The following is a 23,671-nucleotide window of genomic DNA, read 5'->3' on the forward strand; positions in this document are numbered from 1 at the left end:
AGTTAAAATTCTTGAGGCTAATTGTTATTAATTGTCCAAGGATAACGGCTTGCAAACCACTCGTCAGCAAAAAGCCGCCGAGTGGTCATATACCGATTTAATCCACCTTGGCGGTAATTTTTAGTATTTTGTTTTCGCTGACCGCCAAAGCGCCCACTGTCCACACACCTGTTGCTGAGTCGTAGGTCATTCCGTTACTGCTGGCATCATCCGACACGTAAGTAACCCCTGTCGGCAACTTGTCTGAAACCACGGCATCGGTGGCGGCATCTGGCCCGGCGTTAGTCACCGTCAGGGTGTAAACCACGGTATCGCCATGATGGACATCGGTTTTATCCACGGTTTTGATCACGCTAACGTCAACTTTAGGCGCAGCAGGTGCGGTAACAAACCCAAAGTCCACGGTTTTGTTGGAAGCAATATCAGGCCACGCATCGTTGTCGTCGTCTGAACCATCAGTACGCAACACTTCATTTTCCGGCTCTGCGGGGGTTGCATCCACCGTCACTTCGCCAGAAACCAAGCCCAAAGCAGGGTCAATGCTGACGCCATTATCGTTGTTGTCCACGTTAGCATCAGGGGAAGCCTCTTCACCCGTACCGGAAGATTTCAAACCTACCAATGCCGCCTGTGTGGTAGGCGTTGGAATTACCACACGGTACTTACCCGCTACCAAGCCCTCAAACAGGTAGTTCCCATTGGCATCCGTTTTGGTGGTTGCCACTTTAGCATTGGTACTGTCGTACAGTTCCACATCCACGTTAGCAATTCCGGCTTCACCAGCATCAGCAATACCGTTGCCGTTGTCGTCTTTCCACACCAAGTTACCCAAACGGTATTTTAGAGTTGGAACGATAATACCGACTTGGCGTGGTTCCGCCGTATCCAAACGCTGAGCATTGGATTGCTGGGTAACACGGTGTGCCAGTGAGTTCCACGCTGGGCTGAAGTAACGGGTATTACCCACGATACTCGGTGGCGCGTCTTCAGGCGCTTGCATCGGCACATTGAAAGTCAAGGTTTTCAACGGCTCCCAATAAGGGGCTGAAGCAAACGCTGCCTTGATGCGAAAAGCCGTTACTTTGGAAAAGTCGGCAGGCGCTGCCGTCCAATCATCCGTACAGCCGGATTGCCAATGGTCGGCAGGGGTTTCTGTGGCGGAAGATGAAACTTCCGGGCGGCAAGGGTTCGCAGCCGTGGAATATTCAAACACTGCACTGGCGGCTTTAGTATCCGCATCCGCCGCTGTAATTGCCCCAGTCATGACCGGATGCCATTTACTGCCACGTTGCAGGCCGGAAACAGGCTGACCAACCCCGGTATCACCCAGCGCAGGCAACACGTCGTACAGGATGTAGTTGATCAAGGCTTCATTACCCTTGTTGCTTACCACCAATTTGTAATCAAATGCACCGCCATGTTTTACCTGCGCCACGCATGGGAAGCGGGTATAACCGTCACCATTCAATGGGCACTTGTCACTGGTCACACTCGGGCTAGTCAGTGGGTCATCCACGTTTGGCAACGTCGGGTATTCACCTTTTACCCACTTTTCTGCCGCGATGACTGCCGCAGAAACCACGGGCACGCTAGTTTCACCGTAGCAAACTTGCTCAGTCTTGTTGGCGTCACCGTCAACATCGTTAGCATCCACATCGGTTTTGCTGTTCCACAAACACGTAGCACGCGGGCTATTGTCAATCACCGTAGCTTGGTTGGTATAAGAACCGGGAATTGTCCCCGCCTTGACTTTGGCAGTCAGGGTGATTTCCGCCCTGCCATTAATCGGCAAACTGCCTGCATTGGCAACACCGGCGGAACCATCCATACGTACAGCACCTGCCGCCGGGGTCGCTGACCAAGTGAAGCGCACGAGGGTACGACCTGTGCCATTGTAATCCGGGATAGTTTCCAAATTAGGTTGCGGGAAAGCAGGCGCGGCATCATTGACGCTAAAGTTATCCCAACTGGCGAACTCCAGCTCTTTAGGCAATAAGTCTGCCAGTACCGGGTTAACGACTTCGCCTGTTGAGTCACCCCACGGGTTTTCGAGAGTCAGCTTGAATTGGACATCCGCATCCGGCGCGAAAGCACTCCCATTGACCACCGCTTTAGTGATACCTATGGCAGGTGTTGCATCCTCAATGTTTGGCGCATGGCAGGAAGACCCCGCTTCCCCAGTGCTTCCATCAAACTTGGTGAACGTTGCGGACATACAGTTGTTCGCCTGAACTGGGAACGGCCCAGCAACACCGGATGTGTCCACGAAAACATTCTGTGCCCAGTAAGGGTTATACGCCCAACCACGCGGTACTGCCGGGCCATCTGGCCCCATGTCCTTGAACTTCCAACGCAAGCATTTGGTCGCGGGATCAAGGTCATAACTGGTATCCGCCGATTTGGCGTCCACTACTAAATCGGTATAGGTAGCCGTCTTACAATCGCTGCTATCCGTTGCATAGCTCAGCGTCGCACGCACATCACTGCCATCCGGCGCATGAGTTGTCGCGGGTGAAGGCCAATACCCCAAGAGCACACGCTTAGGAACCAAGCCAGCCGGAGCCGTCGGTAAAGCGTCATACACGATCAAATCAGGTACGGGCGCGTTGGAGCTATCCACATTCGCCACCACGCCCCAGTTCAAGCTACCACCTGCCCCTGACAAAGTGTCGGCTGACCATTTCCCCAAATTTGCCCCCGGCGTCGGCTCACCAATCTTTTCATTAATGGTGACAGGCGAACCCACAGGGCCTTCGCTACTGCCTTCTGGTGTACCCGTTGCTGACAGCGTATTAACAATATCTGTCCCAATCGGGAACGTACCCAGCGGATAACGCAGGGTGTAAATCTTGACCGTGCAATATTGGGAGTTGTAATCCCGGCCTGCATACAGGGTTGCTAAATCTTGGTTGCCCAAATCCCAAACCAGATCACTGCCGCCAGCCGTTGCCCCGCCGTTGTTTACCACGGTTGCACCTGCTGGGAACGCATCCGTCAGTTTGACCCCTGCCAAACTCACGTTGCCCACCGCACCATCCGCACAGAATTTAACCTGATAGCTGACATCCGTACCCGGCGCTGGCAGTAAACTGGTATTAGGGGAAATGCGCTCTTTAACAAGACTCCAATGCGGGGAAACACTATCCACAGTCACATTACTGGCAGTGGATGGCAAGCTGCCATTATCTGGCGCATCGGGCGAAGTAATAACGGAAGTCGCGGTATTCGCCAGCACTGTACCGGCTGCCGTACCCAGCTTGACGCGGGTAGCCACATCAATCGTGAAGCTATCTCCTCCGTTAAACAGATCATTTTTAGTTATTTTGATCGTTGGATTAGAAGAGTCACAGGACACCGCCGTAAACCCACTGGGGACAGAGCAGTTAAGTGCCTCAAGCCCATCCGGCAAGGTATCGTTAACCGTCAGATTACCGCAGTCCGAAGTCAAGCTAGAACAGGCCAGCTTGAAACGGTAGGTAACGGTTTCACCCGGCTTAGCGGTTGCCCCCGTCAGCAGTTCTTTGGTGAACGTTTGCGTACCTGTTGCATACGACGGCGCTGCTATCAGTAACAACACCCCCGCACCCAGCCCAGCCACAAGAGAGGAAGCCCTTTGTTTATGCATCTCAACTTACCCAATTTTTATAATTTTTAATTTACTGTCGCCGTAATGCTTAAGACTTTCTTATCATCTTTGGCTAAAGCCCCAACAGCCCATATTCCCGTTGCCTTGTCATAAGCACCTGCGCCGTCATCACTGACATAGGTAATGCCTGCTGGCAATACATCGGTGACATTGACAGCCGTTGCCGCATCTGGCCCTTGGTTAGTGACAGTCAGGGTATACACCACTGTGTCACCGTGTTTAGGGTTGGCGTTATCCACGGCTTTGATAATGGAAAGGTCAGATTTAGGTGGCGGCGGTTGGTAGCCAATGTCCAGCGTGTGATTATTTTCACCCGCATTGCCTACGGTAAACGTAATTTCCGCCATTCCCGTATTATCTTTGGCATCCGAATCACGCAGGTCAGTTACGGGATTATTGTCAGTTACCGTATCCGCATCTTGCTTAGTTAGGGTATAAGTCTTAAGCGCAGCTTGGCTGCTATCCACCTGAATGGTGCAGCTTTCGCCGGACTTCATGGATGCAGCATTGCCGCCCGTGGCATTGGAGAAGACGTATTGCCCACCGTTTGCGGTTGTCGCGGTAACATTGCCAGAAACGCACACCAGTTTCACGTCTACGCCGTCAATGCCTACCTCATCAGCGTCTTGGATACCATTGTTATTTTTGTCCAACCACACGCGGTTGCCGACTTCGACTGGCGGTGTATCACTGAGTAGCTCAATGTCACCAAAGCCCGTGCCTTTACCCATGTAACCATCACTACCGGCATTGTTCAAGGTGTACCAATTGCTGACCTTACCATCGTTCAGGCTATACGTGATCACACCTTGGGTACTCCAGTATGGCTCGCCTGTATCACCTTGAGGATGGGGATCCATCAGCACGCCGTTTAATTCTTGCGAACCACGCAGCATAGCAATCGCCCCCGCAGCACTTTCCACCCGCCCATCACCTGCGGTGTCGTCGAAGAACTCGCCTGCCCCATTCGGCCCCGCACTACTGGCTGTATTCACCGGGCAATCAGCACTCCCTTCAAGACTAAAACCTGCCGCTGTTTTACAGGCTTTCAGCACATCCCCGTTGTCGATGCCATTGACCCAACTATTGTCCCCGGTAAATGGCAGGTGGTTGTAATTGCCTGTCTGGTGCGCAAACAAATCCATGACTTCCAGATACAAATTGCCGCGTTCATCAAAGTCGATGTCGGACAGGATGCCGTGAGGGAAATCAATCTGGCCTCCAGCACCGGGCAATTTGCTATTAGCTGCCGCTACCGTCATCCACGGCTCGAATGGCTTATCGGAATCACGCGCATAATTCAGAGGGAAATCCAGCACTGGCGTCAAACCAGCCGCCACATTTGCTGGGTTAAACGACATAACATAAGCGTGTAAATCTTTAGCATCTTGGCTATCAACCGCATCACAGCTCAGGCCAACATAGCCCTTGCCTTCAAAAAAGCCCAGCGCCCACGGGTGCAATTGCCCACCTGTACATGAAGGTGCGCCAGTCAGTGTTGCCAATGGATATTGGTTAACCCCTGTTCCCGGCAATAACGCCACATCCGCCGCACTGGCATCTACACTGATCAGGGCTTTCTGGTTAGCGTTCACCAACCACAAGGTGTTAGTACCCGGCTGCACATCAATGTCACCAAAACCCACTGTACCGACTTTGTAGAAAGCATCCATGTCGATGCTAGGATCACCAATGGAATCCGGTAATACGTAATCAGCCGCATTGCCCGTATTGCCTGCTTGCGAAGCACATGTCGCGTCACGGCAAACCGACCCCAAATCAATGGCAGCACCGCCATTCGCAGGCGTCACCCCTTGCAGGTTAAACTTGCCCACCAACTTGCCCGGTGCTGTCGTTTCATCAAAGGCATACACATAACCCAAACCGTCACGCACACCTACATGCCGCTTGAGGAATGCCGATGCAAACACCCGTTTTTTGTTTGCTTGCCAACCAATCCCCCACAAGCTGCCGACATCATTGACTGACGCCTCTGCATCTGGGATTGGCCCCGTACCTTGTGTGCCCGGATAGTTCTTAAACTCTTTGTTCAAGCCTTGACTGGAGCGCAGGAATGAAAATACCCCACCATCGGCTAAACCAATCCCTGTACCGTTGCGGTAGCCGGGAATCACCATACGTGGATCAGGTTGGGAATAATCTTCCGGGCGTTGGAAGCCCATATTGGTATCGCAAGCCGTTGCATCGACAAAACGCACGGAGGATTTCGATTGGCTCCCCACAGCACCGCTTTGCAAGCCTGTGGTCGGTGCAAACTCAACCCGCAGCGGAAAGGCCGGGGCAGCAACTGACCAGTCGCCATTGGCATCGGTAGTAACACTTTGTTCCTTGCCCGTACTGTCAGTCACTTTGACCGTAATACCTGTCAGCCCCGGCTCATTGGCTTCACGTTGCCCGTAAATGTTAGCTGCTGCGCCACCCGGCGCGACAGGCAATTCGAGGTACGCGGCTCCACCCACATCGCCCGCGTTACAAGCTGCGTGGGAGATGACCGGAAACAATGAAAAAGCTAATGGGAAGACCAGTTTAAGACAATGCCACAGAGGTGTTTTTTTATACATTTTCCCGAATCCATTATTATTTTATTTGAGAACTGGTAATTTGTTGCTCAATTGACCTTCGCAGTAATTTTTAAGGTCTTGCTGGCATCTTTCGCCATATCACCCGCCGTCCAAATACCCGTGGCGGAATCGTAACTGCCCGCACCATCATCACTGACGTAAGTGATACCGGCTGGCAATACATCGGTCACTTTTGCTGCGGGCGCAGTATCTGGCCCTGCATTAGTGACAACAAGGGTATACACCACCGTGTCGCCATGGTTGGGGTTGGCATTGTCCACTGTTTTGTTGATGCTTAAGTCAAACGCTGGCAGATAACCAAAATCCAAGGAATGGTTGTTCTCGCCGGGATTGCCCACCGTAAAGGCGACTTCTGCCGTCGTACCATTCGGCTTGGCATCTGAGTCGTGGATGTCAGTCTGGATAGCATTGTCTGTTTGCCCGCCTGCATCGGTTGGACTCATACTGCGGTTGGCAATCGCGGTTTGTTTATTATCAACGCTCAAGGTGCAGCTTTCCCCGGCATCCATGAAGGTTGCATTTCCGCCCGCAACATTGGTGAAATAATACTGACCGCCATTGGCTGTTTGGATTGTCTTTTCATCCGTGCCACATTTCAGGGTGACATCCACACCGTCAAGACCCGCTTCATTGCCATCTTGAATGCCGTCTTTATTCACATCCAACCAGACGCGGTTGCCAATTTCGATGGATGGGACGATTTCAACCGTTTCCAAATCCCCCAATCCAGCAGCCTTACCAAAGTTGGCAGGGCCAGGGTTTGTACCGCCCGCACTGTAGAAAACTTCATAGCCAGTATCGCCGTGTACCCGCGAACCGTCTTTGTTGTTGTACAGATGCACACCTGCCGACCAAATATCTACCGGATCCATAAAGGTTGACATCACTTGGTCGCTGGCAGCGGTATGGTGTACCGCCAATGCGCCTTGGGAGCTTTCCGCGTGTTTAAGGTTATCGTTATAAAACTCAGGCGTGGTTTGGATATTGTACTTACAGGCTTTTACCGACGTATCACGGGCGGCACGCAAGGTTTCCCCGGTAGTGGCAATGCTGATAAAGCTAGTACCCGACAAATTATAGTTATTGTGACCAAGGCGATGACCGCGCACGTCCATGACACCAATGATGAAGTTGCCACCGTTGTCAAACTCAATATCGGACACTAATGGCTCACCGCGTTCCCAATCCCCAGTCCATGCGGTCGAAGACCACGGATGCCACGGCACGGTTCCCCACGGATCAACCCCACCCACTTCACGGTAGTCGAAGGGGAAACTCACCAACGGTGTGCTGTTCCACGTTTGGGCTTTCAAATCAAATTCAAAAATATCCCCGGTCATGTCCGCCGTTGCACCTGTTACCGCCCCAGAAGCATCTTCACCGGAACACGTTACCCCAACATACGCCTTACCACGGGCTATTTTCAGACCAAACGGACGGGCTTCGCCGCCTTTAGCCGAACAAGCATTGGGGACAGCAAACCCTTTGGCTTTTGCCGCTGTAGGAGCAACAGGTTTAGCGGGGTCAGTCAAATCCAACTCGTATAACTTGCGGTCATACAGGTTCACGACATAGAGGTAACGCCCATCCTCGGAAATGTCCATGTCACCCAAAGACACTTTGCCCACTTGGGAATACGCCACCGGGTCAGCGTTCGGGCTGCCCTTCGAGGAAGGCAAACCCCGTTCCGTATTCGTACCGATCACTGCATTGTATTGGACAGTTAGGCTATCAGGGCTAACAACCGCGCTATATGCACCAGACTCATCGCTAGTAGCTACCCCGATGGCACCCAAATCCACAAAGCTCACGTTAGCGGCAGTGTCAAACGGTGGTTCGGCGTTTAGCATGTAAATGCCGCCGCCGCCCAACGGCCCCATACCGGAATGCCGTTTCATAAAGGCCGAAACGAACACTTTCTTAGCCTGACGCGAGTAAGCCGTACCGTAAACGGAACCCACTTGCTTTTGGATAGCAGCCACATCATACGCAGGCGCTGCACCTCCCCCACGCTCAGAGTTTGCCGCAACCCCAGAATCTTGGTAATGGAAGCTCATAACTGCTGGAAAATCAGCAACATCACCACCCGCCAGCGGGTCGCCATTCGCCATCCGGGTCAAAAATACCCGTGGGTTATCATCGGTGGAAAAATCGGCAGGGTAGTTGAAAATAAAGTTATGCACTTCCCCATCCGCACTCGCAAACTGCGTGGACGTGCCATACTTATCGCCATTGGTCGCGGGGAAATCTAAAGTTGGGTCTAACCCACAGGTATCGGTTGGGAATGAAAACTCCACACGTACTGGGTAAGCTGGTGGTTTTAAGGTGTATTGACCAGAAGCATCGGTCACGGCACTGGCTGTTTCAACCGGATTGCCCGCTTGGAACGCCTTGACGATGATCCCCGCACGCCCCACTTCCCCAGCTTGCTGGACACCATCACCGTTGAAATCGCTGAAAGCAGTGCCGGTCATATCCGCATAAGCAGCCACTGAAGACAATAGCAAGATGCTTACACCAGCCCTACCCCATGCCCATGAAGATTTCTTTTTATACATTTTTGCCGCGCCCATTATTATCGTTGTTGGGATGGTCGAATATTTACGGTCGATAAATATCACTAATCGTCAAAAGCATACCACTGATCGACTGGAGGGCAAACCAGAAACCGAAGAGCGGTCGTTTTATTCACCAGCCTCCGGCGTCGCCCCCGCGAACTGCCAGCTATCTTGCACTGCCTGATAAACGAACCGATACATGCGTTTGTGCGGGTTATTTTCCGCCATCAGCCGGAAGCCGAACTCCGCCTCCTTCACTTGCATCAGGAACTGCCCCTGCTGATCCTGCCCGAAACTGAACTTACGCACACTCGTGCTATTGCCATCCGGCAAACTTGCCAGCGCGAACTCGTGGCGCAAGTCGTCTGTAAAATCCCCCTTCGCATCCAAAGCTACTGAGTACACATCCGACGAACGTGCCGCCCCGAAATACAGGCGCTTCTGGGTTGCCCCATTGAATACCCCGACCCCCAAGGCATCGGTATTATCCAACTGGTTCACCACCGTTTTCGTTGCCATATCAATGCGGTAAATCCGCCCCAATACCTGCCGCGCCCCCGACCCCGCCAACGAACTGGCGTACAAGCTATGGGTATCGCAATCGTAAAACAGCCCCATCACCCCGAATGGGTTAGACGATGACGCTGGTGCTGCCGCAGGCAATTCCAACCACTGCGCCATTTCCCCGGTTTTGGCATCAATCCGGTAAATGCGGTTTTGCAGTGCGGGCGGATTTTCCGCAAGGCTGACTTCCGGCGTTGGTGCAACGTAAATATTCCCTTCCCGGTCACGCGCAAACGCCCCCACATGCCCCGCATCATCCCACGTCGGATGCTGCCAAGCCTGCCCCGATTCCGGTTGCAGTAAGCGCAATCCGACATACCCCTGCTGCTGGGTATCAATCGCCACCCGCGAACCCAAGCCGGTTTTGGCAATGAACGCAGGCATCGCCCGGCAAGCATCCGCCACACCCGGCTTAAAATTACCCACATCCGGTTTGCCGCAGCCTGCCAGCAGCACCATCAAACCCAGCACAACATAGCGTTTTTGCATATCATTTCACCGGCACAAACATAGGCCCCGACCAGCAAGGCCAGACCTCGATATTCTGCACGCCATCCTTGACCCGCGTATCTGCCCAGCAATATTCACTACCCGGATTACCGTCATTTTTCATTTGCGGCACATACCACAGTACCAGATTCTTATCCTGCAACGGCTCCGCTGGCTCGATGAAGTGTTCCGGCCCCTGCTTGTAATCTTTGTTGCAGCACGAACCCAGCGTCACCGTATCCTGCTCACCCTCTTCCGGCTTGTAGGCACTGAAATAGGTAAACGCATGGTCGCCGCGCCCACCATCGCCAAACTGGGCATTACCCGGCTCGACGTAGAAACCTTTGCCATCTTTGCCCGTTACCCGGTATTGGTAGCCTTCAGGGGTAACTTTGGCATCATCTTGCAAACGCCATTGCTCTTTATCCCACGCCGTCCAATCCGTGCCATTCCATTCCGCCACCGTTTCGGCGCTGCCCGCCCCCGCTGCATCCAAATCAATCCGTGCCACCGGGCGATACATCCCATCCGTCCCACAACCGCGCCCGAAATCAGCCTGCGCCACCCGGAAACGCCCATCCTTGTAAAATTCAAAGCGCTGCACATAACGGTAATTGCACGGCGTAGGCCAGGGCGGTTGGCGGAAATCCTGCACCACCGCAAACCCCACTTCCTGCCCATCTTTCATAATCGGCTCGGTTTTTGGCCCGTTGTAAGCAATCACCACCGCCGCGCTGAACAGCGGGCAACCAATCGCATCGCTATACCCAAAGCCTTCCCGCGTCGAATAGCTCACATGCCAATCCAGCACTTTGGCGCTTTTCATCACCTGCTTGCCATTGAATTGCACATTGGAAAGCTGCAAACCATCCGACCCCGTGATCACATAATCCATCTTCCAGCCGTCCTGCGACAGGCTGTTCACCTTTTCACAGAAGTTGCGGAAGGTACTTTCATTTTCCAAACTGCGTTCTGTCACCACGGTTTTGGGGCCGCTTGAACCCAAATCCGTCCAGCGCGTCCCCACCAGCTTGCCGTCGGTCAAATCCACAATCGCCCACAAGGCATCGTTTTCAAACACATAGGTTGGAGCAACACACAGGTGGTGCGAACGTTCGCACATCGAATCCTGCAAGGCAGTCTTGAACTCTTTCTTATCCGGCTGACGGTTCCTGTCCTGCAAAATGGCTTGCACTTCCGGTGCTGCCCCGGCAATTGCCGACGCCAATTCCACCAAACGCGGCGGCAAATCGGGCTGTGCGTAATTCTGACGGCTAACACCCAGCACTTGCTGCTGCGCCACATCCACAAACGCCAGCGTGGAAGCATTATGGAAATGGCTATACATCTCCACCCTCCAGCATTCGGCCTGCGCACACGGCCCTGCTGAACCGTTGAAATCCGCCGGTAACGCCTTGCGTACCGTCATGATTTCATTACGTAACGGTTCGTGGGTCTTTTCATCGCGGGTAAATTTGAGGAAATCGGGGTTGGCGACTGCCAGTTTCTGTGCCAATTGGGCTTTGGCATTGGGCAATTCCTGCGCCGTCAACTGCAATACCGGCGGGTCAGCCTGCAACGCCTGTTGCACGCGCTGCCAGTAATCTGCCAATGGCGGGATTTTGGAATTCAGTTGCTCGCGCGGCACGGCTTGCGCCAAGGCGCTGGTGTCAGCGAACTTATCAACCGCAGGCAACATCACACTTTTCGGTTTCTCATCCCCACAGCCCCCAAGCCACAGGGATAAAAGGCATAGGATAATGCCTGCATGGAATTTCATGGTTTAGCCCTTATCGAGAGAGAAGCGTTTAGCCCGGTGGCCAGCTCAAATGCCGTCCTGCCAGCAAATGCAAATGAATGTGGAACACACTTTGCCCCGCATCTTCCCCGCAATTCATCACCACGCGGTAGCCCTCATCCGCATACCCGGCATCACCGGCAATCTTTTGGGCTGCCAAATACAACTTGCCGACCAATTCCGCATCGGCTGGTTGCAGGTCATTAATGGTGGCAATGTGCTTACGCGGGATAATCAGCACATGCAAGGGCGCTTGTGGATTAATGTCGTAAAACGCGATGACTGACTCATCTTGGTAGGCCAACTTCGCTGGGATTTCACCTGCCACGATACGGCAGAACAGGCAGTTGCTCATTAGTATTTTCTCCGTCCTTCAAAGGCGTGGGAAAGGGTTCCACTATCGACGTATTCCAATTCGCTACCCATCGGTACGCCGTGGGCAATGCGCGAAGCCGGGATATTGCGTTTCGCCGCCAGTTCGCTGATGTAATGCGCGGTCACTTCGCCTTCCACCGTCGGGTTGGTGGCAAGGATCAATTCTTGCACTTCACCTTCATCCAAGCGGGCTTCCAGCAAATCAAGGCCAATGTCTTCGGGGCCGATGCCATCCAGCGGTGACAAACGCCCACCGAGGACGAAATAGTAACCGCGATACCCTGTTGCCTGTTCCACCGCCACCACGTCGGAGGGGTGTTCCACCACACACAGCAGTTCTTTTTGCCGCGCTGGGTTAGCGCAGATGCGGCAAGTTTCATGCTCAGTAAGGGTGCGGCAACGGCTGCAATGGCGGATGTCACTCATCGCCTGCGCCATGACCTTTGCCAAACGTTCACCGCTGCGCCGGTCATTTTCCAGTAGGTGAAATGCCATGCGTTGTGCCGTGCGTGCCCCCACGCCCGGCAAGCAACGCAAGGCATCCACCAATTCTTTCAGCAGCGATGTTTCGCTCATGTTTAGAATGGCATCTTGAAACCGGGAGGCATCGGCATACCGGCGGTCACGCCTGCCATGCGGTCGCGGGAAACTTCATCAACCTTGTGGACGGCATCATTGATCGCGGCTGTCACCAAGTCTTCGATCATGTCTTTGTCGTCTTCAAACAAGCTGGGGTCAATGCTGACGCGCTTGCATTCGTGCTTGCCATTGATCACCACGGAAACCAGCCCGCCGCCGGATTGCCCGGTCACTTCCATCGCGGCAATTTCTGCCTGCGCTTTCTGCATGTTTTCCTGCATTTTTTGCGCCTGCTTCATCAGACCGCCAATTCCGCCTTTACCCATCATGGTATTTATTTCCTCATTTTGTTCAATGGTGTGAAGTTTACTACACTAATCGCTTTTCGTGTGCGGACGGATGCTTCCCGGCACAATTACCGCGCCAAACGTTTCCTGCAATTGCCGCACGAAAGGGTCATTCCTGATCGCTGCTTCCGCCGCCGCCTGCTTTTCCGCCTGTTCCCGCAAACCCCGCTTTTCGGGCGTTTCCTCGCTCAAAACCGCCGTCTTGAACTGGAGTTTCAGCTCACGCCCGAAATGTTTCGCCAGCGCTTCCCCCAATTGGGCTTCGGCGCGGGGGCTTTGCAGGTTAGAACCGCTTTCATCCAGCAACAGCGTAATTTGGTCATCCGTAACACTTTCCAGCAGGCAATGTTGCGCTAGCGGCAAGGCCATGCCAGAAAGGTTGAGTTGGGGAAAGATGGTGTGCCAGTCATTGGTTGTTTGCGGGGGAGTAACGGAAGGACGTGGTTTTTCTTGCCGAACAACAACCGCTTCCTTGCTCTCTGACTCAACTACAATTTTTTTTTTCTCAACTGGCGTTGAGTACGTGGAATCCTGTTGCGCTGCCTTGCCATCATCCAGCCGGAACGCCAGCATCCGCAGCATCAGCATTTCAAACCCACTGCGCGGGTCAGGGGCAAGTGGCAAATCGCGCCGTCCGTGCAAGGCCATCTGGTAGTAAAGTTGCACGTCCGCCGCTGCTAGCGTTTTCGCCAAAGCAGCCACGTCGGCATCAACGTCATCAGCCACCACCACTTGCTGTACGGCAACACTGTGCAGTAAGGCAATCAAGCTATCCGCTGCGGCAATAAAGTCCGTAGTCAGTTGTGCCATCTGCGCCACGATACCCAACATGCGCATACCATCATCATCCGCCACCGACTGCAACAGGCCGATCAGGTGCTCATGTGGCAACAGGCCGAGCATGTCTTGCACATCCTCTTCGCGCACTGCCCCACCGCCTGCGACAATCGCTTGGTCGGTCAGGCTCAGCGCATCGCGCATACTGCCATCTGCCGCCCGTGCCAAAATGCGTAAGGCATTGTCGTTAAAATGGATATTTTCCTTTTGCAACACAGTCGCCAGATGCCCGCTGATCATGTCCACCGGCATCCGTTTGAGGTTGAATTGCAGGCAACGCGACAGGATCGTGACCGGCAGCTTCTGCGGATCAGTGGTGGCAAATAGGAATTTGACGTGCGGCGGCGGCTCTTCCAGCGTTTTCAACAGCGCATTGAAACTGTGCCCGGAAAGCATATGCACTTCGTCAATCAGATAAATTTTGAAGCGTCCGCGTGTGGGTGCGTATTGCACATTATCCAACAGCTCGCGGGTATCTTCGACTTTAGTGCGGGAAGCCGCATCGACTTCGATCAAGTCTACGTGACGGCCTTCGGCGATTTCGCGGCAACTACGGCATTCCCCACACGGTTTGGAGGTAACACCCGTTTCACAGTTAAGGCATTTGGCGAAAATACGTGCCAGTGTGGTCTTGCCCACCCCGCGAGTGCCCGAAAACAGGTAAGCGTGGTGTAAGCGTTGCTGACCGTCATTACCATCCAGCGCGTTCATTAGGGCACGCAATACATGCGCCTGACCTACCATTTGCTGGAAGTCTTGAGGCCGCCATTTTCGTGCAAGAACCTGATAACTCATTGGATGATTTATAGATAGTGTAAGAGTGGAGGCAGCCTACACCAGCCACATCCCGGCGCCCGAATCAATGGCTGTTGCTGCTCCCTTCCGGGCCTGACAAGGTTCACCACCTATCGTCGCGGGAGAACCAATGCAGGCCACCATTGCGAAGAGTGCCGATTATGACGAAATTGCCGGGCAGCTACAAGCTTTTGCGCATTCATCGGCAATATCTGTCATTCACTAACAAATTAGTTTGCTTAATGCCATTTGATTGACTATAAACACTGTTGACGATTATTTACCCTGACCCCACAGGGTGATGCTCAAGCGAGGCAAGGGATATTGACTACCAAAAGGCCAAAGGGAAATCCATATTGAGTGCACAGAACCATGCATCCGCCATCCGTAAGATACTGATCGCAGATGACTCCAACACCGAACGCCTGAATTTGTCACGCATTCTGGAAGCGGCTGGCTATCAAGTCATTGCGGCTCATTCCGGCAATGAGGCGAAAGCATTGGCAGAAAGCCAGCATCCCGACCTGATCATGCTCGACATCATCATGGACGATGGCGATGGCTACCAAGCCTGCCGGGCGCTAAAGCGCAACCCCCTGACCCAAGCGATCCCGATCATTATGATTTCCAGCAAATCTAATGCGGTTGACCAACAGTGGGCGGAAAAGCTGGGTGCAAATGCTTACATCATCAAACCTTACAAGGATGAGGACATCTTGCAGCAGATCGCCACCTTGTAGACCCTTGACCCCATTTATCCTAGAACAATAAAAACCAACCCTTCTGGCAGAGGAGGCCAGCATGGGAACACAAAAATACGCGAGGAGTGAAGAAGTGTCAGCTTCGTCTACATCATTTGCCAGCAGCCGGTTTTGTTACCGTATCGGAACGTATTCGATCCTGCTGGAACCCAACCTGAAAGCGGAAGTGCTTACCGCCCATACGGTTTATCCGTTACCTTTTGCCCCTGCTTGGTGTGGCGGGCTGGTTAGCCTGCGTGGCGACTTATTCCCCGTCATGGATATGCACAAAATTGTGCATGGCAAAGCCGCACCAGCGCAGACCCAACTGCTCTTGATCCAGCACCCCCAATTCCCCCCGGTCATCTTGACCTGTGATGGGCTTCCGTACCAACTCAAGCTATCAGCGGAAGACCTGACCGAACAAGAGGGTGAAAACTTACCAAGTTGGATTCCCCACACCCTACTCCATAACGGGCAAACCCTGTTGGCCGCCGACCATGGCAGGCTGTTACGGCAAATCCAACGAACTTCAGGGAAATAAGCGAACAATGTTAACGACATCTCATAGGGAGACCAGCATGATGGAAACCAAAGCAACGCGATTCACCGACTTTCTCAGCAACCAGTCGGTTGCACGCCGTATCTACATGTTGATCCTCGTTCCCCTGATCATCCTTTTCGTTACCGGCATTTTCGCCGTTATCGCCCTAAACCAAAGCCGTGCCTCACTCGCCGACATCAACCACCGCGTAACGGCCATCGACAAAGGCAACAAAATCATCCGTCGGATGCAGCGGGACTACATCGCCTTGCTTTACGAAGTACACCTTGGAACCCGCACACCACAGGAAGGCGTAGCAATCATTGACAAGCTCGAAGCCGATGTTAAAGGCAGCATCTTGCCACGCTACAAGGAAGTCAAAGACGCAGACATTCAGGCGCAAGACGCACAAACCCTGAGCGCATTCAAAGAAACCGATAAGCTGCTTGAGGCCATCAAACAAACCAAGGATGTCCTCAAAACCGGCGACAAATCCATCCTTGAGTTTTACCTCAAGAACGCCTTGGCGAATGACACCAAACCACTGCGTGACAACCTCCACAAAGAAGTGGAGCGCGACATCCAATCCGTGGAAGACGCCTTCCTCTCCGCCCAAAATAACTTAAAAAGCTTCCTCGTCATCGGCGTCATCCTGATTTTAGCCGGTACGCTCATTGCCGCCGCACTGGGTTACTTCATCTACCAATCCATTGCTGACGCCATCGACAAACTCACCGGCACGGTACGCCAGATTTCCGCTGGCGACCTCAACGCACGGGTAGAACTGCGCGGCAAAAACGAACTGGCGGAACTCGGTGAAAACTTCGACCGCATGGTAGAAGAGCGTATTGCCACCCAAAACAAGATCGACAGCGAACACCGCCAATTGAACCAATCGGTCGGTTCCCTGCTGAATGCGGTATTTGAACTCAGCGAACGTGACCTCACCGTCCGCGCAAAAGTTACCGAAGATGCCACCGGACCACTAGCGGACGCGATCAACCAATTGGCGGAAGACACCTCCGACGTACTCAAACAGGTACGCCAAGTTGCCTCATCCGTCGAAAGCACATCACAAGACGTAAACCGTTATGCCCTCTCGGTCAACGAACTCGCCCACCTAGAACAAACCGAAGCGGAAGAAACCACCACCCAGCTCGAAACCATCTTGCAACGGCTGGACAGCATCGCCGCTTCCGCCCAACAAGCGAACCGCGTTGCTGACACCACCTCCACCACCACCCGCAACGCGCAAGAAACTGTATCCCGAAGCATGGAAAACATGACCAGCATCCGTGATACAGTACAAGAAACCGGCAAACGCCTGAAGCGTCTCGGTGAACGTTCGCAAGAAATCAGCCAGATTATCGACGTAATCAACAACCTCTCCGAACGCACCACCATCCTCGCCCTTAACGCCAGTATGCAAGCCACCGCCGCAGGCGACGCAGGGCGCGGCTTCTCCATGATCGCGGAAGAAATCCAACGGCTGGCGGAAAACTCACGGGATTCCACCAACCAAATTTCCACCTTGGTACGCAACATCCAGCAGGAAGCCAACACCACCATCGCCACGATGGATCACACCATTGAGCAGGTTGTTAACGGTTCCACCCTTGCCGAAGAAGCGGCTGAGCAGATGCAAGCCACCCTTGACGCCACCAACCAACTGGTTGCCTCGGTGGAACAAATTGCCAACTCCTCTGCCGAACAGGTTTCCATCAGTAAAGACCTGCAAGTCCGCGCTGAACGCATCCTTGAAGCCACCCAGACCACAGGTAAAGAACTGCTATCCCTCACTGGCCTGACCCAACACATGGCGGAATACGGGCAGCAGTTAGTGAAATCGGTCAACGTCTTCAAACTGGAAGCGTAAGCCTATGGACGACGCCATCGCCTTTGCCGAAGAGCTGGAAGAAGTTGCCCTGCAACTCTCCAGCCTTAACCCCCTGGCAGAAGAACCCGACGAAATCGCTGACACTGCTGCCAGCGCCCTTGCCGAGTACGAACGCCTCAGCATGACTGCCGCCATGTTCGGTATGGAGGGCATCCAGCAAACCACCGACTGGATACACCAACAACTTGCCACTTTTCAGGCTAACCTACCGGAAGCCATCCTCGAACTGCTGCAAGGCGGGCAACTCTTCGGCTGGATCGAACTCACCGCCATCGCCCTGCGCGAACCGGAAGAGCTTTCGCACCTGCCCCTGATTAGTGCCGAACTGATGAGTGATGCATGGCCGGAACCCATTCCACCAGAAATCCTGCAAACACTCCTCATCTCGCTACGCACCGCCCCGTCATCCGCTGAAACCCAAGCTACTGAGCAGGATGACGAAACATCCGACGGAAATACCCCGTTGGCATGGGACGCTGACATTCACCCCGAATTGCTTGATGCTTACCTGCAAGAAACACCGGGGCAAATCGCCGAAGCTGCCCGCCTGATTCACTTGATCGCCAAAGGTAACAGCACCGCAGAGCAACGCCGCCAAGCATCAAGGCTGGCACACACTGTCAAAGGTGCGAGCGGGGTCGTCGGGGTCGAAGCCATTGCTGCCTTCACCCACCGGCTCGAAGACATCCTTGACCTTAATATCAGCAAACACCTCAGCGAGGGGCTGGGCGAAACACTCGCTGCTTCCGCCGACTGTTTGGAAGCCTTGTTTGAACACCTGCAAGAAAATAAAGCGCTGCCTGCCGAATACGCCACCTTGCTGGCAGACATGGATGCATGGGAACTGCGCCTTGCCAACGAACCCGAAGTGCAAGCGACCGATGACCCCGCTGACACTATCGGTTTGTTGCCAGAAACCCCGATCACCTTGCCCGATTTCATCACCCAATCTGCAATGCTGGCGGATGATGGCAGCGATGAAGATACTCCGGCAGCTAACATACCGCGCAGCAGCGCCACCCACCTTAGCGTTCCGATAGAAACGATCCAGCGCCTGCTAAACCTTGCAGGGGAACTCATCACTTCCACCAGCCAAATTGCTGACCATGCGCAGCAAACCCTCAGTTTCGGCAAGCAACTGCAACAACAGGATGAACATATCCGCCAGATGCTGGATGAACTCGGCGAAACCATCAGCCAGCAATCCACCAAACTCACCCGCCAACCCGCGCTACGGGTCGTCAACGCTAGCACTACCAAGGGCGGTAATTTCGACCAACTGGAACTCGAAGCCTACAATGACCTGTACAGCACCTCCAGCCTGCTGACCGAATCCATTGCTGACAGCCGCGAAATAACCTACAGCCTGCAACAGCAAGTGCGCCAAGTTTCCGAGCACATTTACCAGCAGCAACGTTTACAACGCCAGCTCAGCGAAACCATCCTGCGCACCCGTTTGATTCCGGTGCAATCCATCGCCGCCCGCATGGAACGCACCGTGCGCGAAACCTGCCGCCGTACTGACAAACAGGCCAACATCGCTATCCTTGGGCAAAACCTACAAGTGGATACCGACATCCTGCAAGGGCTGACCGCCCCGCTGTTACACATGCTGCGCAACGCGGTTGACCACGGCATCGAATCCCCTGCGCAACGCAAAGCAGCAGGTAAAAGCGAAGACGGGCACATTGAATTACGCTTTGAACAAAAGGGTAGCCACATCCACATGACCCTGAGCGACGATGGGCAAGGGCTGGATACCGTGCGCATCCGTAACCGCGCCATCGAACGCGGCTTGCTCAAAGCAGACGAGGAACTCAGCGAAGAAGAAACGTTACGCCTGATCCTGCAACCCGGTTTCACCACCCGTGATCAGGTTAGTGAAATCTCTGGGCGCGGCGTCGGCATGGACGTTGTGCAAAGTGCCGTCGAGAACCTGCAAGGCTTACTGCATCTCAGCAGCAAACCGGGGCACGGCACAACCGTCCATATTCAAGTCCCGCTCACCCTGATTGCCACCAACGCCTTGCTGGTACGCACGGGCGGCAACCTCCTCGCTATTCCGGGCAGCACCATCCAACAATTGTTGTACGTTTCTGCCGACGAACATATCCGTGAGGGTGGCAACTGGTACATCCAACACCAAACCCACAAATTGGAAGTCATACAACTTGCCCATTTGCTGGGCTGGCAAACAGACCCGCCCGACTTGCGTAAAGGCCACTCGCTGTTATTGGTCGCCAGCGAACACAAGTTACACGCGCTACATGTTGATGCCATCCTGCAACCCCGCGACATCGTAGTCAAAAGCCTTGCCCCGTGGCTCAACCTCACCCAAGGGGTTAGCGGTGCTTGCATCCTCGCCAACGGCGCGGTTGCCCCGGTACTTGATACCTTGCGCCTGCTGCGTAGCTACGAACACGGCGTCATACAGCTCGGCAATGCCAACCAGACCAAAACTGAAAAAGCGGCTGTCCGCGCACCGATCCTGATTGTTGATGACTCACTCAGCAACCGCAAATCACTCAGCTTGATGGTCGAGCAAATGGGTTATCAGGCCATCACCGCTGTGGACGGTTTGGATGCCTTGCAACGCCTGCATGACCAACCCGTCGAACTGATCCTCACGGATTTGGAAATGCCACGCATGAATGGTCTGGAAATGACGCAAGCTATCCGTATATGGCCGGAAAAACGTCACCTTCCCATCATCATGATCACATCCCGGAGCACCCAGAAACACAGGCAAATGGCGCAACAAGCGGGGGTAGATGACTACCTCACCAAACCTGTTGACAATGAAACGCTGAAAACACACACACAGAAGTGGCTCAGAACGCAACTCGCAGCCTGAACTGACGGAGAGAAGACCCTTTATGCTTACGACAACACCAGAAACAATCGGCATTTGTTTATTCGGCTTACCTGAAAAAGATCAGGCTGTCATCCAGCGGGTCGTCACATTCGGCGCGTCCCAAGGCAAACACTACGCCCTTCAGCCAGCCATAGATTGCGCCCAGATCATCATTGCTTCCGACAATACCGCGCTACCCGGCAATACCGCATTGGTCATCCGCATTGGCGATGATGATTCCCTACCCTGCGACTTGGTTTTAGCACGCCCCCTGCTCGTCACCCGCGTTATGCGCACCCTTGATGACGCAGCCCACACCCTCAAAACCCGCCCAAAATCCGAAGCAGCGCCCCAACAAGCAGCACCAACACCAGAACCTATTGCAGAAGACGTGGCAGCAGAACCGCAAGCCGAAGTAGAAACCGCACCATCGGAAGCAGTAGCAGTAGCCGCACCACCAGAAGTCCCGGCAAGTACACCAACGGAAACAATCACAGAAGAAACAGTGGTTGCAATTATTGCACCACCTAAACCCGAACCAATCGCAGAACCAGAAGCCTCTACGGAAGAAACGCCTCCTCCCGCCCCCGTGACAGAGGCAGAAACACCAACAGCGGCCCCAGAAACACCTGCTGAAGTTCCGGCAGAAGCTCATTACACCTACACCGCACTCGTGGTGGACGACAGCGCCGCTATCCGCAAGCAACTGGAAATTGAGCTGCGCAACGCCCAAATCAAAGCAGAATTTGCCGAAACAGGTGAAGAAGCGCTGGAAAAGTCAGGGCAAAAACAATACGACCTCGTATTCCTCGACATCATTATGCCGGGCATCGACGGTTATGAAGTGTGCCGCCAAATGCGTTCGCGCAAGACCATGAAGAAAACTCCCATCATCATGCTCAGTGGCAAAACCTCGCCACTGGATGAAGTGCAAGGGGTAATCGCTGGTGCGTCAACTTACCTGACTAAGCCAGTCAAGCACGAACAATTCCAAGAAACCCTGAAACGGGTCTCGAAATGGTTAACCAATTTCGCCCGCTGATGCGGGCTTTTTAGGCTTTCCGTAGGCGTGGCATCCCCTCAGTGAAAATGCGACAATGCGTGCTTTTCTTGCTCCCAATGCTCACGGAAATGTCATGACTGCCCAAATTATTGATGGAAAAAAAGTAGCCGCCCAAGTCCGCGCCGAAGTCAAACAGCGCGTGGCAGAACGCTTGGAACACGGCAAACGCCGCCCCGGTTTGGCGGTCATCCTGATTGGTTCCGACCCAGCCTCACAGGTGTATGTCAGCCACAAACGCAAAGCCTGCGAAGAAGTCGGCATCTTATCGCGCTCTTACGACTTGCCCCCGCAAACCACCCAACATGAACTGGTCGAACTGGTCAACGAACTCAACCACGACCCACTGATCGACGGTATTCTGGTGCAATTGCCCTTACCCGCCCACTTGGATTCTTCGCTAGTCATCGAACAGATCAACCCCAGCAAAGACGTGGACGGCTTCCACCCGACCAATATCGGCAGGTTAGCCTTGCGCATCCCCGGCCTGCGCCCTTGCACCCCGTATGGCGTCATGCGTTTGCTCGACAGCACAGGGGAAGTTTACAAAGGCCGCCACGCGGTGATCGTCGGCGCATCCAATATTGTAGGTCGCCCAATGGCACTGGAATTGTTACTGGCGGGCGCTACCGTCAGCGTTACCCACCGTTTCAGTGGCAGCATGACCCCAGAACTGGTGCGCCAAGCTGACATCGTGGTAGCCGCCGCAGGCAAACCGGGCTTGGTGAAAGGAGAGTGGATCAAACCGGGCGCAACGGTGATTGACGTAGGCATCAACCGCACCGCAGAAGGACGCTTGGTCGGCGATGTGGACTTTGATTCAGCGGTTGAACGTGCAGCATGGATTACCCCGGTTCCCGGTGGCGTTGGCCCCATGACGGTAGCCATGTTGATGCAAAATACCTTGGAAGCGTGTGAAAAACATCCATTCTGATTTTTAATTACACACCTCCTAAAAACAAACAAGGCATCCATAAGGATGCCTTAAATTTTCTGATTATTTAATAACATCTGCGCGTAATTATTGTAGCTCTACACGCGATGCCAGACCTTTAATTTTATGATTGGCTTTACTGACCAATAGTCTGGTACATAAAAATGGCTTACGCCATTTAGTATTATTTATTGCCTTCGGCTTTTAACTTATCAACAGTTGCTGCATCCAACGCGCCCGACTCTTGCAAACGGCGGATAACTGGCGCTGGCAGACAAACAACGTCTGATTTACGGAAATCGACTTCCCCTGTGGTCATCCCACCGCACTTCTGGCGTTTACGGTCGCCTTCTTTAGTGGTGTCAGGGTCAAACTTCAAGTTTGCTGCATTAACCCAGCCATTCTGACCAGCCCAACGGACACGTTCCAGTGACAGCTTGCCTGCTTTACCCATTTTCCCCAGCTTAGCAACCCACGTTGCATTGTGTGGGATTTCAACGGCGATGGCGTCATTACCCTGGTCAACGTACATCATCAGGCTTTCACCGGGAGTCAGTTCTTGCACAGAATAAATAGGTACGGAACGGAAGACACCGCCTTTCGCCGCTTCAGGATAGCCGCAGCATTCCTTGTCCTGTACTTTTGGGTCAGCCATGCACTGACGGCGGGCGTTAGCAACATCAGTCGCTTCAGGGTCATGCACCAGTGCGTCGGAAACGACCCAACCTGTCTGGTCATCCCAACTGACTTTTTCCCAAACAACCTTATCTACGGTCTTCTGCCCATTGCGGCGCACAATCCACGTGGCATTATGGGGAATATTCACGATCACATTCTTGCCCGGCTCCTGATACATTTTCAGGACATTACCAGCACTCATCCCTTGCACACGATAAATCAGCTTGCTATCAGCAGGCATGGAAAGTGCGGCATGGGACATCAAGGGTGCAGCGAACAGCAGGACACCTGCCGCCAAAGCCAACACTGGCTTTATTGTCATTCCTTTTTTCATAATCAATCAACCTCCGACAATAGTCCCGTCTGACTACGG

Annotated in this window: 16 protein-coding genes and 1 other RNA gene; 6 read left to right on the plus strand and 11 right to left on the minus strand. The window is 53.6% G+C overall.

Annotated elements, in window-relative coordinates:
• Positions 1-97: 97 nt before the first annotated feature.
• From PHE17_RS03970 to ffs, 10 genes are all read right to left on the minus strand, one after another.
• Positions 98-3,625, minus strand: coding sequence for an SdrD B-like domain-containing protein (locus PHE17_RS03970; RefSeq protein ID WP_301014520.1), 3,528 nt, complete (start codon positions 3,623-3,625; stop codon positions 98-100).
• Positions 3,626-3,651: 26 nt separating this feature from the next.
• Positions 3,652-6,228, minus strand: a complete 2,577-nt coding sequence (locus tag PHE17_RS03975; RefSeq protein ID WP_301014521.1) for an SdrD B-like domain-containing protein — start codon at positions 6,226-6,228, stop codon at positions 3,652-3,654.
• Positions 6,229-6,275: 47 nt separating this feature from the next.
• Positions 6,276-8,807, minus strand: a complete 2,532-nt coding sequence (locus tag PHE17_RS03980; RefSeq protein ID WP_301014522.1) for an SdrD B-like domain-containing protein — start codon at positions 8,805-8,807, stop codon at positions 6,276-6,278.
• A gap of 126 nt (positions 8,808-8,933) precedes the next feature.
• Positions 8,934-9,860 (minus strand): hypothetical protein, encoded by a 927-nt coding sequence (locus tag PHE17_RS03985; RefSeq protein WP_301014523.1) that lies wholly within the window; start codon positions 9,858-9,860, stop codon positions 8,934-8,936.
• 1 nt (position 9,861) lies between these two features.
• Positions 9,862-11,640: a hypothetical protein gene (locus PHE17_RS03990; RefSeq protein ID WP_301014524.1), complete on the minus strand. Its 1,779-nt coding sequence runs from the start codon at positions 11,638-11,640 to the stop codon at positions 9,862-9,864.
• A 28-nt stretch (positions 11,641-11,668) separates the two neighbouring features.
• Positions 11,669-12,013: a histidine triad nucleotide-binding protein gene (locus PHE17_RS03995; protein ID WP_301014525.1), complete on the minus strand. Its 345-nt coding sequence runs from the start codon at positions 12,011-12,013 to the stop codon at positions 11,669-11,671.
• Entirely contained in the window at positions 12,013-12,609 is a 597-nt protein-coding gene (gene recR, locus PHE17_RS04000; protein WP_301014526.1) for a recombination mediator RecR, read from the minus strand. The genes PHE17_RS03995 and recR overlap by 1 nt, the downstream gene beginning before the upstream one ends.
• 2 nt (positions 12,610-12,611) lie before the next feature.
• On the minus strand, positions 12,612-12,938 hold the full coding sequence (locus PHE17_RS04005; RefSeq protein ID WP_301014548.1) for a YbaB/EbfC family nucleoid-associated protein: 327 nt from the start codon (positions 12,936-12,938) through the stop codon (positions 12,612-12,614).
• Positions 12,939-12,986: 48 nt separating this feature from the next.
• Entirely contained in the window at positions 12,987-14,591 is a 1,605-nt protein-coding gene (gene dnaX, locus PHE17_RS04010; protein WP_301014527.1) for a DNA polymerase III subunit gamma/tau, read from the minus strand.
• A gap of 36 nt (positions 14,592-14,627) precedes the next feature.
• An RNA gene (gene ffs, locus PHE17_RS04015) (signal recognition particle sRNA small type) lies at positions 14,628-14,724 on the minus strand.
• A gap of 223 nt (positions 14,725-14,947) precedes the next feature.
• Between ffs and PHE17_RS04020 the strand changes: the two genes are divergently transcribed.
• From PHE17_RS04020 to folD, 6 genes are all read left to right on the plus strand, one after another.
• On the plus strand, positions 14,948-15,331 hold the full coding sequence (locus PHE17_RS04020) for a response regulator (protein ID WP_301014528.1): 384 nt from the start codon (positions 14,948-14,950) through the stop codon (positions 15,329-15,331).
• 61 nt (positions 15,332-15,392) lie between these two features.
• A complete protein-coding gene (locus PHE17_RS04025) occupies positions 15,393-15,875 on the plus strand; it encodes a chemotaxis protein CheW (RefSeq protein WP_301014529.1) in 483 nt (160 codons plus the stop codon).
• 37 nt (positions 15,876-15,912) lie between these two features.
• Positions 15,913-17,751, plus strand: a complete 1,839-nt coding sequence (locus PHE17_RS04030; RefSeq protein ID WP_301014530.1) for a methyl-accepting chemotaxis protein — start codon at positions 15,913-15,915, stop codon at positions 17,749-17,751.
• A gap of 4 nt (positions 17,752-17,755) precedes the next feature.
• Entirely contained in the window at positions 17,756-20,626 is a 2,871-nt protein-coding gene (locus PHE17_RS04035) for a response regulator (protein ID WP_301014531.1), read from the plus strand.
• 22 nt (positions 20,627-20,648) lie between these two features.
• Positions 20,649-21,668, plus strand: coding sequence for a response regulator (locus tag PHE17_RS04040; RefSeq protein ID WP_301014532.1), 1,020 nt, complete (start codon positions 20,649-20,651; stop codon positions 21,666-21,668).
• 94 nt (positions 21,669-21,762) lie between these two features.
• Positions 21,763-22,620, plus strand: a complete 858-nt coding sequence (gene folD, locus PHE17_RS04045) for a bifunctional methylenetetrahydrofolate dehydrogenase/methenyltetrahydrofolate cyclohydrolase FolD (protein WP_301014533.1) — start codon at positions 21,763-21,765, stop codon at positions 22,618-22,620.
• 184 nt (positions 22,621-22,804) lie between these two features.
• Here folD and PHE17_RS04050 read toward each other — a convergent pair whose 3' ends face one another.
• The gene (locus tag PHE17_RS04050; RefSeq protein ID WP_301014534.1) at positions 22,805-23,632 is read right to left on the minus strand and encodes a hypothetical protein; all 828 of its coding nucleotides are present in this window, start codon (positions 23,630-23,632) and stop codon (positions 22,805-22,807) included.
• Positions 23,633-23,671: the final 39 nt, after the last annotated feature.

This window comes from Thiothrix sp. (genome assembly GCF_028714775.1).
Taxonomy (GTDB): Bacteria; Pseudomonadota; Gammaproteobacteria; order Thiotrichales; family Thiotrichaceae; genus Thiothrix.